Annotated in this window: 16 protein-coding genes; 9 read left to right on the forward strand and 7 right to left on the reverse strand. The window is 69.9% G+C overall.

All coding sequences use genetic code 11. The features are described from left to right. Positions 1-8: 8 nt before the first annotated feature. Positions 9-515 carry a PH domain-containing protein gene (locus HQQ88_RS11260; RefSeq protein WP_173169491.1) on the forward strand — a complete coding sequence of 169 codons (507 nt, stop codon included), beginning with the start codon at positions 9-11 and terminating at the stop codon, positions 513-515. Between the two features lie 181 nt (positions 516-696). Here the strand turns inward: HQQ88_RS11260 and HQQ88_RS11265 are convergent, their stop codons facing one another. Genes HQQ88_RS11265 through HQQ88_RS11275 form a run of 3 tightly spaced genes read right to left on the reverse strand, consistent with a single transcriptional unit; the run spans position 697 to position 4,756 of the window. Next, a complete protein-coding gene (locus HQQ88_RS11265) occupies positions 697-2,841 on the reverse strand; it encodes a dipeptide ABC transporter ATP-binding protein (RefSeq protein WP_123294114.1) in 2,145 nt (714 codons plus the stop codon). Further along, positions 2,834-3,772: an ABC transporter permease gene (locus tag HQQ88_RS11270; protein ID WP_123294113.1), complete on the reverse strand. Its 939-nt coding sequence runs from the start codon at positions 3,770-3,772 to the stop codon at positions 2,834-2,836. The genes HQQ88_RS11265 and HQQ88_RS11270 overlap by 8 nt, the downstream gene beginning before the upstream one ends. Positions 3,773-3,775: 3 nt before the next feature. Next, positions 3,776-4,756, reverse strand: coding sequence for an ABC transporter permease (locus tag HQQ88_RS11275; RefSeq protein WP_123294112.1), 981 nt, complete (start codon positions 4,754-4,756; stop codon positions 3,776-3,778). Between the two features lie 256 nt (positions 4,757-5,012). Between HQQ88_RS11275 and HQQ88_RS11280 the strand changes: the two genes are divergently transcribed. Further along, positions 5,013-6,731, forward strand: a complete 1,719-nt coding sequence (locus tag HQQ88_RS11280; protein WP_173169492.1) for an ABC transporter family substrate-binding protein — start codon at positions 5,013-5,015, stop codon at positions 6,729-6,731. 89 nt (positions 6,732-6,820) lie between these two features. Here HQQ88_RS11280 and HQQ88_RS11285 read toward each other — a convergent pair whose 3' ends face one another. The 3 genes from HQQ88_RS11285 to HQQ88_RS11295 all read right to left on the reverse strand — a co-directional run bounded on the left by HQQ88_RS11285 (position 6,821) and on the right by HQQ88_RS11295 (position 8,827). Further along, positions 6,821-7,372 (reverse strand): PH domain-containing protein, encoded by a 552-nt coding sequence (locus HQQ88_RS11285; protein ID WP_173169493.1) that lies wholly within the window; start codon positions 7,370-7,372, stop codon positions 6,821-6,823. 216 nt (positions 7,373-7,588) lie between these two features. Next, positions 7,589-8,068 carry a peroxiredoxin gene (locus tag HQQ88_RS11290; protein WP_173169494.1) on the reverse strand — a complete coding sequence of 160 codons (480 nt, stop codon included), beginning with the start codon at positions 8,066-8,068 and terminating at the stop codon, positions 7,589-7,591. Positions 8,069-8,077: 9 nt separating this feature from the next. After that, positions 8,078-8,827, reverse strand: a complete 750-nt coding sequence (locus HQQ88_RS11295; protein WP_123294108.1) for a CPBP family intramembrane glutamic endopeptidase — start codon at positions 8,825-8,827, stop codon at positions 8,078-8,080. Between the two features lie 121 nt (positions 8,828-8,948). Here HQQ88_RS11295 and typA point away from each other — a divergent pair, with 121 nt between their 5' ends. The 7 genes from typA (at position 8,949) to HQQ88_RS11330 (ending at position 16,973) form a co-directional block, all read left to right on the forward strand. Next, complete coding sequence (typA, locus tag HQQ88_RS11300) at positions 8,949-10,871, forward strand: translational GTPase TypA (protein ID WP_111084979.1); 1,923 nt, start codon at positions 8,949-8,951, stop codon at positions 10,869-10,871. A gap of 66 nt (positions 10,872-10,937) precedes the next feature. Then, entirely contained in the window at positions 10,938-12,131 is a 1,194-nt protein-coding gene (locus HQQ88_RS11305) for an amidohydrolase (protein ID WP_173169495.1), read from the forward strand. Positions 12,132-12,243: 112 nt separating this feature from the next. Continuing rightward, on the forward strand, positions 12,244-12,786 hold the full coding sequence (locus HQQ88_RS11310; RefSeq protein ID WP_123673112.1) for a hypothetical protein: 543 nt from the start codon (positions 12,244-12,246) through the stop codon (positions 12,784-12,786). Positions 12,787-12,805: 19 nt separating this feature from the next. Beyond that, positions 12,806-14,005 carry a PIG-L family deacetylase gene (locus HQQ88_RS11315; protein WP_173169496.1) on the forward strand — a complete coding sequence of 400 codons (1,200 nt, stop codon included), beginning with the start codon at positions 12,806-12,808 and terminating at the stop codon, positions 14,003-14,005. Positions 14,006-14,040: 35 nt separating this feature from the next. Next, entirely contained in the window at positions 14,041-14,358 is a 318-nt protein-coding gene (gene fdxA, locus HQQ88_RS11320) for a ferredoxin (protein ID WP_069711637.1), read from the forward strand. Between the two features lie 13 nt (positions 14,359-14,371). Further along, a complete protein-coding gene (gene dapC, locus HQQ88_RS11325; RefSeq protein WP_173169497.1) occupies positions 14,372-15,490 on the forward strand; it encodes a succinyldiaminopimelate transaminase in 1,119 nt (372 codons plus the stop codon). A gap of 184 nt (positions 15,491-15,674) precedes the next feature. Then, positions 15,675-16,973, forward strand: coding sequence for a citrate synthase (locus HQQ88_RS11330; protein WP_123340789.1), 1,299 nt, complete (start codon positions 15,675-15,677; stop codon positions 16,971-16,973). Positions 16,974-17,089: 116 nt separating this feature from the next. Here HQQ88_RS11330 and dapD read toward each other — a convergent pair whose 3' ends face one another. Beyond that, positions 17,090-18,076 (reverse strand): 2,3,4,5-tetrahydropyridine-2,6-dicarboxylate N-succinyltransferase, encoded by a 987-nt coding sequence (gene dapD, locus HQQ88_RS11335; protein WP_173169498.1) that lies wholly within the window; start codon positions 18,074-18,076, stop codon positions 17,090-17,092. Positions 18,077-18,132 lie beyond the last annotated feature (56 nt).

Consider the following 18,132-nt stretch of genomic DNA (forward strand, 5'->3'; position numbering starts at 1 on the left):
GAGGCGCCGTGGCGGCCGGCCTCGTCGCCGTCCTGGGCCTCTTCCTGCTGGTCGACGCGGCGGTGCGCGGCAGCTGGATCGTGGTGCTCGACGCCGTCGGACCGATCGCCGTGCTGGTCTGGGTCCTGTGGGTGCTCACGTACCGCCCGTGCATCCGCATCGACGACACGGCCGTCACCGTCGTCAACCCGCTCCGCCGCACCGTGGTGCCGTGGCACGCGGTCGCCGACGTCAAGCTCCGCTGGCAGATCGTCATCGAGACGGTCGCAGGCCGTCGCGTGCAGTGCTGGGGCGGCCCATCGCTGCCCCGGCCGAAGCCGGCCCGGCGCGGCGAGCGTGCCGTGCTGCGCCAGCCGGACGAGATGACCGTGCTGCTCGACCGGTGGGCTGAGCAGCGTGCCGTCGCCGGTGACGGCGACGCCGAGCGCGGCTGGGACGTGCCGGCCCTGGCGGTCGGCGCAGCGGCGCTGGCGCTGCTCGCCGCCTCGCTGCTCAGCCTGTGGCTGGGAGCCTGACGCGGCTCGCGATCGCGACCACGAGACGGACGGGAGGCCCGGCGCACGACGTGCGCCGGGCCTCCCGTCCGTCCTCTGGTCACGTCCACTGCCGCGCTTGGTGAGCAGAAATGGTCGGGTCCGCCAACGGGACCCGACCATTCCTGCTCACGATGTGGAACGGTGAACGTGACCCGCGTCGTCAGACGACCGCGCCGACGCGCTCGGTGAGCAGGTGCTCCTGGTCGGTCTGGATGCACGCGACACCACGGCCGTGCACGTCCTGCAGGCGCGGGTCGACGGTGCGGCACTGTTCCTGCCGGCCCTCGTCGAGGAGCTGGTAGAGCGGGCAGCGGGTGCGGAACCGGCAGCCGTCGATGCGCTCCGTGGGGGAGGGCAGGTCGCCGTCGAGCAAGATCCGCCCGCGGGCGGCCTCGGCGGACGGGTCCGGCACCGGAACGGCCGACAGCAGCGCCCGCGTGTACGGGTGCTGCGGGTCGGAGAACACCTTGTCGCCGTCGCCGTACTCGACAATCCGCCCGAGGTACATGACCGCGACGTCGTCGGCGATGTGCCGGACGACGGACAGGTCGTGGGCGACGAACAGGTACGACAGGCCGAGGCGGTGCTTCAGGTCCTCGAGCAGGTTGATCACGCCGGCCTGCACCGAGACGTCGAGCGCCGAGACTGGCTCGTCGAGCACGAGGATCTTCGGTTCGACGATGAGCGCCCGGGCGATGCCGATGCGCTGCCGCTGGCCGCCGGAGAACTCGTGCGGGTACCGGTCGATGTAGCTCGGCTCGAGCCCGACGAGCTCGAGGACCTCGCGGACCCGGCGGCGGATCTCGTCCTTCGCGACCCCGTGCACCGTCAGCGGTTCACCGATCACCGAACCGATGTCGAGCCGGGGGTCGATCGACGCCATCGGGTCCTGGAACACGACCTGGATGTCGCGGCGGATCGCCAGGCGGTCCTTCTTCGACAGCGACGCGGTGTCGACGCCGTTCACCCGGATGGTGCCCTGCTGGGCGCCGGCGAGCTCGAGGATCTCCATGATCGTGGTGGTCTTGCCGCAGCCGGACTCACCGACCAGGCCGAGCACCTGCCCGCGCTTGAGCGTCAGGGAGATGCCGTCGACTGCGTGCACCTCGCCGATCTGCCGGCGGAAGAGCGCGCCCTTGGTGAGCGGGAACGTCTTGACGACGTCGGTGAGCTCGAGGACGACGTCGTCGCCGTGGTCGACCGCCGCTTCGGGGATGTCCTCGGGGCGGGGGAAGATCTCCGACCGCTCGAGGGTGCCCGCCGCGATCTCGTCGCGACGGATGCACGCGGCGGTGTGGTCGTCGAGCAGCGTGCCGTTGCCGATCGTCGGGACGGTCCCGGTCAGGACCGGGTTGTCGCCGCTCTGCGGGACGGTCGGCTCGACCAGCGCGGGCTCACCGTCGCGGCAGGCGTCGATGACCGCGGGGCAGCGATCGGCGAACGGGCAGCCGGTCGGCTTCTGCGTGAGCAGGGGCGGGCGGCCCTCGAGCGGCACGAGCCGTTCGGTGCGGGCCGCGGTCATGTTCGGCATCGAGCGGAGGAGCCCGATCGTGTACGGCATGACGGGCTCGCGGAAGAGCGGCTCGACCGGAGCCGTCTCGACGATGCGGCCCGCGTACATGACGGCGACGCGGTCCGCGTTGCCGGCCACGACTCCGAGGTCGTGCGTGATCAGGACCACGGCGGCGCCGGTCATGTCCTTCGCCGTCTGCAGCACGTCGAGGATCTGCGCCTGGATCGTGACGTCGAGCGCGGTGGTCGGCTCGTCGGCGATGATCAGCTTCGGGTCGTTCGCGATGGCGATGGCGATCATCGCGCGCTGCCGCATGCCGCCGGAGAACTCGTGCGGGAACGCGTCGAGGCGCCGAGCGGGGTTCGGGATGCCGACGACGCGCAGGAGCTCCTCGGCGCGGGTGCGGGCAGCGTGCTGGGTGAGGGAGCGGTCGTGCAGTCGCAGCCCCTCGATGATCTGCTGGCCGATCGTGTACACGGGTGTCAGGGCGGACAGCGGGTCCTGGAACACCATCGCGATGTCGCCGCCGCGCAGGCGGGACATCTCGCGGTCGTTCTTGCCGAGGAGCTCTTGGCCGTCGAAGCGGATGCTGCCCTCGACGTGGGCGGACGACGGGAGCAGACCCATCACGGCCATCGAGGACACCGACTTGCCGGAGCCGGACTCGCCGACGATCCCGAGGAACTCGCCGGGGGCCACCGTGTAGTCGACCCCGCGGACGGCGTAGACGGGCTTGGTCTTCGGGTTGAACGTGACCGACAGGTCGGACACGGTCAGCAGCGGCTCAGTCACGGTTGGCTCCGGAGGTGGGGTCGATGGCGTCGCGCAGGGCGTCGCCGAGCAGGCTGGTCGAGAGCACGGTCGCGACGAGGGTCGCGGCGGGCAGGACGAACAGCCACGGGCGGGTGACGGCGGACTGGCTGCCGGCGGCGAGCAGGGTGCCGAGCGAGACGTCGGGGATCTGGATGCCGAAACCGAAGAAGCTCAGCGAGCTCTCCGCCAGGATCGCGGCCCCGACGCCGAGCGTCGCGTCGATGATGAGCAGGGACGCCACGTTCGGCAGGATGTGCCGTCGGATGATCGTGAACGAGGGGACGCCCATGAAGCGGGCGGCCTTGACGTAGTCGCGTTCGCGCAGGGACATCGTCTGGCCGCGGATGACGCGGGCCATCACCATCCAGCTGAACACCGCGAGGCCGACGATGAGCGCCACCCACGTCAGGTTCTTGAACACCGGGCTGAGGAGCACGAGCGCGTAGAACGAGGGGATCACGAGCAGCAGGTCGATGACCCACACGAGCACGCGGTCCACGGTGCCGCCGAAGTAGCCGGCGATCGCACCGACGATGCCGGCGATCAGCGTGGCGGCCGGACCAGCGATGAGGCCGATGAGCAGCGACTTCTGCAGGCCGACGAGCGTCTGCGCGTAGATGTCCTGGCCGATGTCGTTCGTGCCGAACCAGTGCGCGGCGCTCGGCGGCATGCCGAACGCCAGACCGTCGGAGTCAACGGCGTTCCAGTGGTACAGGTGCGGGCCGACGAAGGCCCACAGCAGGATGAGCAGCAGGGCGCCGCCACCGATGCGGGCACGCCAGGTGCCGAACACCTTGCGCCAGAGCGGCGTGCGGCCGCCCTTGACCTCGATGACGTGCGCCGGGGTGCCGGCGTTGCCGTCACCGGGGTCACCGGCAGTGGTCGTGGTCGTGGGGTCGAGAACAGACACGGGTCACACCCTCACTCGCGGGTCGAGCGCGGCGTAGAGCAGGTCCGCGAGGGTTCCTGCGATGAGCACGAGGATCGCCGTGAAGAGGATCGTGCCCGAGGCCGCGTTGATGTCGTTGTTGGTGATGCCCTGGACGAAGTACTCGCCCATGCCGTGCCAGCTGAAGACCAGCTCGGTGATGCTCGCACCGGTCAGGATCAGCCCGAACGAGTACGCGAAGAACGTCGACATCGGGATGAGGGCGACGCGGACGCCGTGGCGCATGATGGCCGATCCGCGCGTCCGGCCCTTCGACCGCGCGGTGCGGATGAAGTCGTTCGACAACACGTCGAGCATCGCGGAGCGCTGGTACCGCGAGTACGTGGCGACGGCGCCGACCGTCAGCGAGATCGTGGGTAACAACAGGTGGATCAGTCGGTCGCCGAGCACGGGGAAGAACCCGTTCACCCCCGGCGTGTACTCACCCGTGAACCGGATCACCTGGGTGCCGAGCCCCTGGTTCATCGCCGTCGCCAGGATCATCAGGACGACCGCGATGACGAAGGTCGGGGTGGCGAGCACCGCGAACGACAGGTACGTCGAGACCTGGTCCGACGTGCGGTACTGGCGGACGGCGTTCCACACGCCGAGCAGCACCCCGAGGATCGCGCCGAGCAGGGTGCCGATGACCAGCAAGCGCAGACTCGTGCCGGAGCGGGCGACGATGTCGGCCGTCACCTCGGTGCCGCGCGTGCTCATGCCGAGCGATCCGTGCGTGATCAGGTTCGACCACCAGGTCCAGGTCCGGACGATGAGCGGGGTGCCCGGATCGGCACCGAGCTTCCGCAGGGACTCGTCGATCGTGCCCTGCGGCACGGCCGGGTTGCGGCCCAGGAACCGGGCAGCCGGGTTCAGGGTGCTGCTGGCGAGGATGTAACCGAGGGTCGTCGCGACGATCGTCAGGACGATGTAGTTGACGATCCGCTTTGCGATGAAGGCAAGCATGTACTGGGACCTCGTGGGGTGCGGCCGTCCGTCCGGACGGCGTTGTCGGTGGCGACAGGTTAGCCGTTCGCGACGGAGGGGTGGGACTTCTGTTGTGACGCTATGCAACATTCGTTACGAGCATGTTTCGATTCCGCGCATCACCCCTTGTGGAGCCTTCGGATGTGACTAGGGTTCTCAACCAACAGGCGTGGCGGCGGGGGTCGTCGCGTTCCAGCGCGAACTGCGCGAACCACAACGAAAGGGAATCCTCGCCATGCGAAAGAGGATCAAGGGCATCGCCGTGCTGGCCACCGCTGCGGCTGCGGCCGTCGTGCTGGCCGGCTGCTCCGGCGGTGGACAGGCGGGCAACAGCAGCTCCGCAGTCGCCGAGTCGACGCTGAAGTCGACCGGCTGGACCGTCGCGGACCGCGCGGACGTCAAGGACGGCGGGTCGATCACCCTGCCGATCGACACCGCACCGGCGAACTGGCAGCTGCTCAACCTGGACTCGGGGACCGTCGACGACACGACGATCTCGCAGACCTACCTGCCGAGCTTCATCCAGTTCAAGGAGAACGGCGACTGGGAGGCGAACAAGGACTACGCGACGTCCGTCGAGCTGACCAAGGACTCGCCCCAGACCGTCGAGATCAAGATCAACCCGAAGGCCGTGTGGTCCGACGGCACCCCGATCAGCGCGAAGGACGTCATCGCGAACTGGAAGGCGCTGAACGGCTCCGACAAGGCCTTCGCACCGCTGTCCACCAACGTCTGGGAGGACGTGGACTCGGTCAAGCAGGGCTCGGACGAGCGGGACGTCATCATGACGTTCTCGAAGACGAACGCCGACTGGGCGAGCGTCCTGACCGCGATCTACCCGTACTGGGCCGTCGACACCCCGGACCATTTCAACAAGGCCTGGGCCAAGGGCCCGTACGCCGCCGACGGCAAGACCTACGTCTCAGGTGGTCCGTACATCCTGAAGTCCTTCGACGCCAACGGCGGCGTCGTGACCTTCGAGAAGAACCCGAAGTGGTGGGGCGACGAGGGCAAGCTCGACACGATCGTCTTCAAGACGGTCTCGCGTGACGGTGTCGCGCAGGCGTACGGCAACAAGGAACTCGACGCGTTCAACCTGAACGGCAGCGCCGACAACCTCAAGACGGCGAACTCGCGCTCCGACTCGAAGATCGAGCGCTCGCTCGGCACCACGCAGCGGCAGATCACGCTCAACGGCACCTCGGACGTCTTCAAGGACCAGGACGTGCGCCAGGCGTTCGCCCAGGCCATCAACCGCAAGGTCCTCGCCCAGGCGATCCTGTCGCCGGTGAAGAGCCCGGGTGACGTGCTCAACAACCTCGTCTACCTGCCGGGTCAGCAGGGGTACGAGGACGACGTCTCGAGCGTCTACGGCTACAGCACGGACAAGGCGAAGTCGAAGCTCGAGGACGCCGGCTGGAAGGTCGGCTCGGACGGCTACGCGACCAAGGGCGGCAAGGAACTCGACGTCCGCTTCGTGATCCCGTCGGACAACCCGAACTCGGCGAACGTCGCACAGCTCGTGCAGCAGCAGACGAAGCTCGCCGGCTTCAAGGTCACGATCGACACCGTCCCCTCGGACGACTTCTTCACGAAGTACATCACCACGACGACGCGTGACTTCGACGCCACGTACTTCGCGTGGCAGGGCACGCCGTTCCCGATCTCGTCGCTCAAGTCGATCTACTACCCCGCCGACGCCGGTCAGAACTACACCGGTGTGACGGACGACTCGCTCGGCGCGGCATGGGACAAGGCGAACGGCGAGCTCGACCCGGATGCCCGCATCAAGGACGCGCAGGCGATCGACAAGAAGATCGTCGCCGTCGCCGGCACGATCCCGCTGTTCGCCGAGCCGTACGCCTGGGGCGTCCGCAAGGACCTCGTGAACTACGGGCCCGCGCAGTTCCAGCAGTCCTCGGTCAAGTGGCAGGACGTGGGCTACACCAAGTAGTCCCGCGGTCGCACGACCCGCAACGACACCCTCGACGTCGCACGACGTCGGGGGTGTCGTTCTGCGTCGACGGGAGAGGACTCCGGGCGCTACAGCCGGGCCGCCGCGAGCGACGCCGCGATCCCGAGCACGACGAACGCCAGGACCGTCCAGCCGTGCACCCGGTGGGTGATCGGCGCCGCCGTCACGGTCGCGGGTGGTGGGCCGTCCTGCGGAGCCGGGGCGGGTACGAGGGCCAGCATCCGCGCGGCCGCAGCGTCGACGTCGAGGTGATCCGGGCCTCCCGGTCGGCCCTGGACCTGCGCGGTGAGCCGCGCCGTCGGGCGCGTCGCGGTCCAGACGCGGCGGACGCCCTCGCTCGTGACGACCTCGATGCCGTACTTGGTGCGCACCTCGGTGACGCGCGACCACGTGTAGGTACTGGTGCGGCGGACATCCACGATCCGCAGGTGCTCGGGCGTCAGCTCGACCCGCGGACGCCAGAGCGCGGCCCACGCCACGAACGCGATGCAGATGCTCGGGACCGGGACGAGCCACGGGTTGCTGCCACCGAGCAGTGCCAGGAGGACGAGCGCCACCGCGACGACCCAGAGGACGATGGCGAGACGACGGAGACCCGGGGCGACGATGGTGGTGTGCACCGGACGAGGTTACGAGATGCCTCCCCGGAGACGCCCGGGGAGCGGGTGTGACACACCAGCGCGTATCTCCGGACGACCCGATTCCCCGGGGAGGCAGATCCTTCATGGACCTCTCGTGCCGACAATGGTCGTCGCCCCCAGTTCGGGTGTCAATACCCCATGGCGACGGATTCGGGAAACCCCCACGCCGGGAACGGCGTCAGTCGCAGGATCCGGTCACGAGACGAGCAGTTCGATCTGTTCTCGGATGGTCTCGGCCGTCGGGAACCGCAGACCGACCAGGCCGACGTGCCGCCACCGCACGACCCCGTCGGGGCCGATCACGAACACCGACCGACGGAGTCCGATCCCCGGCGCGCGCACGCCGTAGTCGCGGATCACCGAGCCGGCGGTGTCGCTCAGCAGGGGGAACGTCAGCGAGGAGCCGCGTGCGAACGTCTCGTGCGAGTCGAGGGCCTGCGGGCTGATGCCCCACACCACTGCACCCAGCTCGTCGAACTCGTCGAGTTCCGCCTGGTAGCTGCACAGCTGCGCGGTGCAGACGGCCGTCGCGTCGCCGGGGTAGAAGGCGAGCACCACGGTCCGGCCGATCTCCGACGACAGGTCGTACTCGTCGTCGGTGCGGACCCCGTCGCGGACGATCATGCCCGGCAGGGTGAACGTCGGCGCGGACTCGCCGACCTCGGGGATGCTCATGTGCTCACGCTACGAGAACAACCGGGGGAACGCGCTCGCGACCCAGGGGTACCCGACGAACACCGCGGCGTCGAGCAGGCAGTGCGTGATGATCAGGGGCATCAGGCGGCCCCACTTCGTGTAGATCCAGCCGAACACGATGCCCATCACGGCGTTGCCGACGAACGCGCCGAAGCCCTGGTACAGGTGGTAGCTCCCGCGCAGCAGTGCCGTCGACAGGATCACCTGCCACCGCCCCCAACCCAGGTCGCCGAGCCGGGCGTAGAGGTACCCGATCACGATGACCTCTTCCTGCAAGCCCGAGCGGATCGCGGACAGCAGCAGGACCGGCACCGTCCACCAGTACGAGTTCAGGGCAGCGGGGTCCACGTTCACCGTGATGCCGAGCGCACGCCCGGCGAAGTACAGGGCGAGCCCCGGGATCCCGATGCACAGCGCGATGAGCGCCGGACCGCCCAGGTCGGGCTTCACCCGGAACCGGTCGATGCCGAGCCGGGACAGGTGCGGGCGCGACGTGCTCCACAACAGGAAGCACACGAGCGCGACCGGTGCCAGGTCCACTGCGATGCCGAGCAGCTGCCGGGCCAGGTCGACGTACTGCACCGTCGTCGACGAGGTGTTGAGCGCCGTGGACTGCTCGCCGAGCGGGGTCGTCTGCGACAGGTCGTCGATGATCTGGAGGATCGAGTACAGCGCGCTGGCACCCAGTGAGAGCAGCAGCACGATGGTGATCTCGACCCACGTTCGCCGTCGGCTCATCTGCTGTACTCCTGACGGTTGCGAACTACCGGTAGACTGGCGTGTCGGGCGTTCTGCCCGCGGGTGCGGTGCCGACAAATCACTGGCCCGACACTCTCCCAGAAATTGAAGGATGTCCTGTATGGCGCTCGCCACCCGGTCCGACCTGCGCAACGTCGCCATCGTGGCACACGTCGACCACGGCAAGACCACCCTCGTCGACGCGATGCTCACGCAGACCAACTCGTTCGACGCCCACTTCGAGGGCGAAGACCGCATGATGGACTCGAACGACCTCGAGCGCGAGAAGGGCATCACGATCCTCGCGAAGAACACGTCGGTGCTCTACAACGGCAAGCACGCGACCGAGTTCGGCGCGGACGGCCCCATCACCATCAACGTGATCGACACCCCGGGTCACGCCGACTTCGGTGGTGAGGTCGAGCGAGGCCTCTCCATGGTCGACGGTGTCGTCCTGCTCGTCGACGCGTCCGAGGGCCCGCTGCCCCAGACCCGCTTCGTGCTCCGCAAGGCGCTCGCCGCCAAGCTCCCGGTGATCCTGCTCGTCAACAAGACGGACCGCCCCGACTCCCGCATCGACGAGGTCGTCTCCGAGTCGCAGGACCTGCTCCTCGGCCTGGCGTCCGACCTGTCGGACGAGGTCGACGACCTCGACCTCGACGCGATCCTCGACGTCCCCGTGGTCTACGCCTCGGGTCGTGCCGGTGCCGCGTCGCGCAACAAGCCGGCCGACGGCTCGCTGCCCGACAACGACGACCTCGAGCCGCTGTTCGAAGCGATCCTGCAGCACGTCCCCGCGCCGAAGTACGACGACCAGCACCCGCTGCAGGCCCACGTCACCAACCTCGACGCGTCGCCGTTCCTCGGTCGCCTCGCGCTGCTGCGCATCTTCCACGGCACGATGAAGAAGGGCCAGACGGTCGCGTGGGTCAAGCACGACGGCACCGTCGTGAACGCTCGCATCACCGAGCTCCTCATCACCAAGGCCCTCGAGCGCTACCCGGCCGAGTCGGCGGGCCCCGGTGACATCGTCGCCGTCGCCGGCTTCGACACGATCACCATCGGTGAGACGCTGACCGACCCCGAGGACGTCCGCCCGCTGCCGACCATCACGGTCGACGACCCGGCGATCTCGATGACGATCGGCACGAACACCAGCCCGCTCGTCGGCAAGGTCAAGGGGCACAAGCTGACCGCCCGCATGGTCAAGGAGCGCCTCGACCGCGAGCTCATCGGCAACGTCTCGCTCAAGGTCCTCGACATCGGTCGCCCCGATGCGTGGGAGGTCCAGGGCCGTGGTGAGCTCGCGCTCGCCATCCTGGTCGAGCAGATGCGTCGCGAGGGCTTCGAGCTCACCGTCGGCAAGCCGCAGGTCGTCACGAAGCGTGACGAGAACGGCAAGCTGCAGGAGCCGTACGAGCACATGACGATCGACACGCCGGAGGAATACCTCGGCGCGATCACCCAGCTCATGGCCGCTCGCAAGGGCCGCATGGAGAACATGACGAACCACGGCACCGGCTGGGTGCGCATGGAGTTCATCGTCCCGTCGCGCGGCCTGATCGGCTTCCGCACGTCGTTCCTGACCGAGACCCGCGGCACCGGCATCGCCAACGCGATCTCGCACGGCTACGACGAGTGGGCCGGCCCGATCCAGACCCGCATCAACGGCTCGATCGTGTCCGACCGCTCGGGTGTCGTCACGCCGTTCGCCATCACGAACCTGCAGGAGCGGATGACGTTCTTCGTCAACCCCACCGAAGAGGTCTACGAGGGCATGGTCATCGGCGAGAACTCGCGCGCCGACGACATGGACGTCAACATCACGAAGGAGAAGAAGCTCACGAACATGCGTTCGGCGAACGCCGACTCCTTCGAGTCGATGACGCCGTCGCGCCAGCTCTCCCTCGAGGAGTGCCTGGAGTTCGCGCGCGAGGACGAGTGCGTCGAGGTCACCCCGGCCGTCGTCCGCATCCGCAAGGTCGAGCTCGACGCGCAGGCCCGCCAGCGCTCGTACGCCCGCCTGAAGCGTCAGGACGCGTAAGCAGCAAGCGACGCGTCGCGTCAGCAAGAGCACGACCTGAGGAGGTCGGGGGTTACGGTGGATGCCGTGACCCTCGACCTCCTCTCGCTGTACCAGGACCTGCACGCCCACCCCGAGCTCGGTTTCCAGGAGCACCGCACTGCGGGCATCGTGGCCGACCGCCTCGCCGAGCTCGGTGGCATCGAGGTGACCACCGGCGTCGGTGGTACCGGTGTCGTCGGCGTCCTGTCGAACGGCGAGGGCCCGGTCGTGTGGCTCCGCGCCGACATGGACGGCCTGCCGGTCCAGGAGCGCACGGGACTGTCCTACGCCAGCCAGCACCGCGGCACCGACGAGGACGGCAACGACGTCCCGACGATGCACGCGTGCGGCCACGACATCCACGTCACCTGGCTGCTCGGCACGCTCGAGCGCCTCGTCGCCACCCGGGACCAGTGGAGCGGCACGGTCGTCGGCGTCTTCCAGCCGGCGGAGGAGGTCATCTCCGGCGCCCGCGCCATGGTCGAGGACGGCCTGGTCGACCGGTTCCCGAAACCCGACGTCGTGCTCGGCCAGCACTCGGCTCCGGCCCCGGTCGGCATCGTCGCGATCGGCTCCGGCCCGGTGATGGCCTCGAGCGACCGGCTCACGGTGACCTTCAACGGTCGCGGGGCGCACGGGTCCGCGCCGCAGGCGTCCCTCGACCCGGTCGTCACCGCCGCGTCCGCCGTCGTCCGGCTGCAGACCGTCGTCTCGCGCGAGGTCTCGCCGAGCGACGCCGGTGTCGTCACCGTCGGCAGCTTCCACGCCGGCACCCGCGCGAACATCATCCCCGACCAGGCCGTCATCGAGATCTCGACGCGTGCGCGCAACGAGGAGACCCGTGCGCGCATCATCGCGTCGATCGAGCGGATCGTCCGTGCCGAGAGCGACGCCGGCGGGCTGCCGGAGCCGACGATCGTGCGGTCGCCCGGTGCCGAGGTGACCGTGAACGACGCGGAGTCCGCTGCCCGGGTGCTCGCGGCCGTCAGCGCCGCCGTGCCGGGTGCGCGTGAGCTGGAGATCGGGCTGGCGATGGCGTCGGAGGACGTCGGGCAGCTCGCGACGGCGGCGGGCGTCCCGCTCGTGTACTGGTTCACGGGGATCACCGACCCGGAGCTGTTCCGCCGTGGCGAGGACATCCCGAGCAACCACTCGCCGTTCTACGCGCCGCAGGCCGAGACCGCGATCCCGGTCGGCGTCGACGCCCTGGTGGCCGCGACGCGCGCCTACGTCGCCTGACGGGCGGACGGGAGGCGCGGGGCGGCCCCGCCGCGCGGGTGACCGTCCCGGGGACAGGACGTTCACAGCCAACTCGCGCCGTGCCTCCCGGCTCACCCGTTACCGTCGGCGCATGCGTTCCCTCCGTACCCCGCTGATCGCCGCCGTCGCCGCCGGCATCGCCCTGGCCGGACTCACCGGCTGCTCGTCCGACTCCGTGAAGCAGGCGACGGACCTCGGGTCCTCGGTGGCCTCGACGGTCGCGGACGGCGTCGCGGGCATCGACGGCAAGGCGATCCAGGACGGCATGTCCTCGGTCGCGGGCGGCATCGACGGGGCGCTCGACACGGCGCTCAAGGGCGCGAACGTCACCTCTGACGGCAAGGTGCCCGACGGGTTCCCGTCGTCCGACGTGCCGCTCGTCGACGGCACGGTGCTCGGCGGGGGAGCGGGACCGAACGGCTCCGGGTGGGTCGTGCAGGTGCGCGCCGGGTCGGTCGACGACTTCGCCTCCGCCGCGCAGCAGCTCGCCGACGCTGGCTACACCGAGTCGGCGAAGCGCGCCGACTCGTCGAGTGCGTTCGGGATGTTCCGCAGCGACGGGTACCGCGTCGTGCTCACGTTCTCGGACGGCGACGACGGCGTCACCGCGACCTACATCGTCACGGCCCGCTAGTCCCGTACCCTTGGGGGCGATGTCGAAGGCCTCCGTCACGCGCCCCGAGCGCGTCCTGTTCGTGCACGCCCACCCCGACGACGAGACCCTGTCGTCCGGTGGGACGATCGCGACCCTGCTCGAACTCGGCGCCGAGGTCACCGTGTTGACGGCGACCCGCGGTGAGCGCGGCGAGATGCTCACCGAGCGGCTCGCGCCCCTGGCCGGCGACGCCCAGCGAGTCGCCGCGCACCGCGAGACCGAGATCGACGCGGCACTCGCAGCCCTCGGCGGGCCGGCGCACCTGTGGCTCGGCGGGCGCGGTGCCCGGCCCACCGACCTGCCGGAACGCCGGTACGTCGACTCCGGCATGCAGTGGGGGCCCGACGGCCGGGCGACCGCCGCGGACGACGCCCCCGCCGACTCGCTGACCGCCGCCGACCTGGGCGAGGTCGTCGACGACGTCCGTGCCGCGATCCGCTCCACCGGGGCGGACGCGGTCGTGAGCTACGCCGACGACGGCGGGTACGGCCACCCCGACCACGTGCGTGTGCACCACGCTGCTCGGTACGCGGCCCGGGCGGAGGAGGTGGCGTTCTCGATGATCGTCGCCCCGGACACCGGGGACGCCGACGTCACCGTCGACGTCCTGCCGGTGCGGGCGAAGGTGCGTGCCGCCGTCGAGCAGTACCGCTCGCAGGTCACCGTCGACCCGGTCGACCCGGTCGACCCCGCCGACCCGACCGCGCTGTCGTGGGTGATGCCGCACGGCGTCCGCGAGCACGCCCCCGCGGTCGAGGCCTTCCGGCACGACGCCGACCCGCAGCCCCCGGCACCGCAGACCTACGCCGAGATGTCCGGCCAGGGCAAGGTCGCCGCGGTCGCCGTCGCGCTCGTGCTCGGGCTCGTCACCGGCGGACTGGGCACCGTGACGCACCAGCAGACCGTCGGCGCCGCCGCGTTCCCGATCGGCATGGTGATCACCACGCTGCTCGTGATCGGGCTGACCGTGGGCATCCGGCTGCTGTACCGGTCGCGGGCGATGGTCGCCGCGATCGGCATCGGCATCCTCGTCGCCACGCAGGTGCTCGTCTCCGTCGGCGGCCAGGGCTCGCCGCTCGTGCTGGCGAACGCGGCCGGGTACGTGTGGACGTTCGCCCCCGCCGTCATCGCCGCCCTGGTGCTCGCGTGGCCGGACCTGTCGGGGCTGCGGTCCCGGACGGCCCCGGGCCGCGAGTAGACTCGAACCCGCTCGTCGAAGGGAGCACCCGAACCGTGACCTACGTGATCGCCCAGCCCTGTGTCGACGTCAAGGACCGTGCCTGCATCGACGAATGCCCCGTCGACTGCATCTACGAGGGCGACCGCTCGCTGTACATCCACCCCGACGAGTGCGTCGACTGCGGTGCGTGCGAGCCGGTGTGCCCGGTCGAGGCCATCTACTACGAGGACGACCTGCCCGACGAGTGGGCCGACTACTACAAGGCCAACGTCGAGTTCTTCCAGGAAGTCGGCTCGCCCGGTGGCGCCGCGAAGGTCGGTGTGATCCACAAGGACCACCCCGTCGTCATGGCCGAACCGCCCCGCGGCTGAGCCGGACACGCACGTGGCGCTCGACCTGCCCGACTTCCCCTGGGACCAGCTCGTCCCGTTCAAGCAGCGCGCGGCCGGGTACGAGGGCGGCATCGTCGACCTCAGCGTCGGTTCGCCCGTCGACCCGACCCCCGAGGTCGTCCGACGTGCTCTCGCCGACGCCACCGACGCGCACGCCTACCCGCAGGTCGCGGGCACCCCGGCGCTGCGGCAGGCCATCGCCGACTGGTACGGCCGCCGGCACGGGGTGCAGCTGACCGAGGCGCACACGCTGCCGACTATCGGGTCGAAGGAGTTCATCGCCGGCCTGGCGCTCTGGCTCGGCATCGGCGCCGGCGACACCGTGGTGTTCCCCGCCGCTGCGTACCCCACCTACGAGCTCGGCGCGGCCCTGGTCGGTGCGGACGCCCTCGCCTCGGACGACCCGGCGGCGTGGCCGGCGACGACGAAGCTGGTGTGGCTGAACTCGCCCGGCAACCCCGACGGCCGCGTGCTCTCGATCGACGACCTGCGCGTCGCGGTCGACCGCGCCCGCGAACTCGGTGCCGTCATCGTCGGTGACGAGTGCTACGCCGAGCTCGGCTGGGACCCGCAGTACGCGACCACCCCGACCCCCACGATCCTCGACCCCCGCGTCGTCGGCGACTCGGTCGACGGCGTGCTCAGCGTGTACTCGCTGTCGAAGCAGTCGAACCTCGCTGGGTACCGCGCGGCGTTCGTCGCCGGTGACGCCCGGATCCTCGCCGACGTGCTCGCGGTCCGGAAGCACGCGGGGCTCATGCCGCCGCTGCCGGTGCAGGAAGCGATGATCGTCGCACTCGCGGACCAGACCCACGTGCAGCAGCAGAAGGCCCGCTACCGGGCGCGCCGGAACATGCTCCGACGGGCACTCGAGGACGCCGGCTTCCGCATCGACCACAGCGAGGCCGGCCTGTACCTCTGGGCGACCCGCGGTGAGCCGGCGCTCGACACGGTGTCGTGGTTGGCCGACCGCGGGATCCTCGTCGCACCGGGCACGTTCTACGGCACAGCGGGCGGGGAGCACGTCCGGGTGGCCCTCACCGCGACCGACGAGCGCATCGCCGCGGCGGCCCAGCGGCTGGCCAGCAGCCGTCGGCTCGGCGCCGCGTAGCGCGGGGACGGACCCCGCCGCCGGGCAGATCGTGCATTCCGCCCGGAGCGCAACCGGGGGTTCCCACCAAGTCGTGACCATCGATGTGTGCACGAGCGACAGACGCCGCGATTAGGCTGTCAACGTGACTGACACTGCCAACGACGCTCAGAAGACGGCCACACCGCCCACGACGCCCGTGCCCGTGAGTCCCGCCGCCGAACAGACGGGCGAGACCGCGACGCTGACGTACCCGGGCGGTAGCGCGGAGTTCCCGATCCTGCCGAGCGTCGACGGCGCGTCCACGATGGACATCTCGACGTTCAAGAAGCAGACCGGGATGAACACGCTCGACTACGGGTTCGTGAACACCGGGTCGACCAAGAGCGCGATCACCTACATCGACGGCGACGAGGGCATCCTGCGGTACCGCGGGTACCCGATCGACCAGGTCGCCTCGAACTGCACCTTCCTCGAGGTCGCGTGGCTCCTGATCTACGGCGAGCTGCCCGACGAGTCCGAACTCGCCGACTTCGACGCCCGCATCCGTCGGCACACCCTGCTGCACGAGGACCTCCGGCGCCTGTTCGACGCGCTCCCGCACTCCGCGCACCCGATGTCCGTGCTGTCCAGCGCCGTCAGCGCCCTGTCGACGTACTACGAGGACGACATGGACGTCGACGACCCGGAGAAGGTCGAGCTGCAGACCGTGCGGTTGCTCGCCAAGCTGCCGGTCATCGCCGCGTACGCGCACAAGAAGTCCATCGGGCAGGCGTTCCTGTACCCGGACAACGGGCTGTCGTTCGTCGACAACTTCCTGCGCTTGAACTTCGGCACCATGGCCGAGACCTACCAGCCGAACCCGGTGCTGTCGAAGGCCCTCGACCGGCTCCTCATCCTGCACGAGGACCACGAGCAGAACGCCTCCACCGCGACGGTCCGCCTGGTCGGCTCGACGAAGGCGAACATGTTCGCGTCGATCTCGGCCGGCATCAACGCCCTGTACGGGCCACTGCACGGCGGCGCGAACGAGGCCGTGCTCGAGATGCTGCAGCAGATCAAGGACTCCGGAGAGCCCGTGCAGCGCTTCGTCGAGCGGGTGAAGAACAAGGAGCGCGGCGTGAAGCTCATGGGCTTCGGACACCGCGTTTACAAGAACTACGACCCCCGCGCGAAGCTCGTCAAGGAGTCGGCCGACGAGGTCCTCGAGTCCCTCGGCGTGCAGGACGACCTGCTCGACATCGCGAAGGAGCTCGAGCAGATCGCGCTGAGCGACCAGTACTTCATCGACCGCAAGCTCTACCCGAACGTCGACTTCTACACCGGCATCATCTACAAGGCGATGGGCTTCCCGCCGCGCATGTTCACGGTGCTGTTCGCGATCGGCCGCCTGCCCGGCTGGATCGCGCAGTGGCGCGAGCTGAACAACGACCCGCTCAACAAGATCGGTCGCCCGCAGCAGCTCTACGTGGGTGCGCCGAAGCGGGACCTCCCCGCGCGGTAGCCGCTTGGTGAGCAGAAATGGTCGGGTCCCGAGATGGGACCCGACCATTTCTGCTCACGAAGTGACGGACGGGAGGCCCGTGGCGGCGTGGCCACGGGCCTCCCGTCCGACGCGTCCTACGCGTGGAGCGCGGTGTTGAGCTGGATGCCCTCGCCCGTGCGCTGCAGGGCCTCGACCGCGCCGCTGACGCTGTTGCGGCGGAACAGGACGTTCGGGGTGCCGGACAGCTCGGCGGCCTTGACGGTCTTCGGCGTGCCGTCCGGGTTCGGTGCGGCGCCGACCAGGACGACCTTCGTGCCGGCCGTGACGTACAGGCCGGCCTCGATGACGGAGTCGTCGCCGAGGGAGATGCCGAGCCCCGCGTTCGCACCGAGCAGCGCGCGCTCGCCCAGGGAGACCCGGTGCGTGCCGCCGCCGGAGAGCGTGCCCATGATGGACGCCCCGCCGCCGATGTCGGTGCCGTTGCCGACGACGACGCCCTGCGAGACGCGGCCCTCGATCATGGCGTCGCCGAGGGTGCCGGCGTTGAAGTTCACGAAGCCCTCGTGCATGACGGTCGTGCCCGGCGCCAGGTGCGCCCCGAGACGGACGCGGTTGGCGTCACCGATGCGGACGCGGTCCGGCACGACGTAGTCGACCAGACGGGGGAACTTGTCGATGGCGTGCACGGCGATGCCGGCGCGCTGCAGCGACGGGCGCAGGCGGGTCAGGGACTCCGGGTGGACCGGCCCGGCGTTCGTCCACGCGACGATCGGGAGGTACCCGAAGACACCGTCGAGGTTGATGGTGTTCGGACGCACGTGCAGGTGGCTCAGCAGGTGCAGGCGCAGGTACGCGTCCTCGGTGCTGGTCGGGGCGGCGTCGATGGTGACCTCGGTGGTGACGGCCTCGATCCGGACCTCGCGGCGGGGGTCGTCGCCGACGTGCGCCTGCAGTGCTGCCGGGAACACCGCGTCAGCGGGCAGCGGGCCGAGGTGGGTCTCCGGGTACCAGGTGTCGAGCGTCGTGCCGTCGGCGGCGATCGTCGCGAGGCCGTGGCCCCAGGCGTGCGTCGGGCGGTCGGCGGTGGCGGTCGGGTCGGTGGCAGCGGTCGTGTCGGTCACCGCACCAGGGTACCGACGCACTGGACGGGAGCACCGGACCGACCGGACGGACGCTG

This window comes from Curtobacterium sp. VKM Ac-2861, from assembly GCF_013204965.1.
Lineage (GTDB): Bacteria > Actinomycetota > Actinomycetes > Actinomycetales > Microbacteriaceae > Curtobacterium.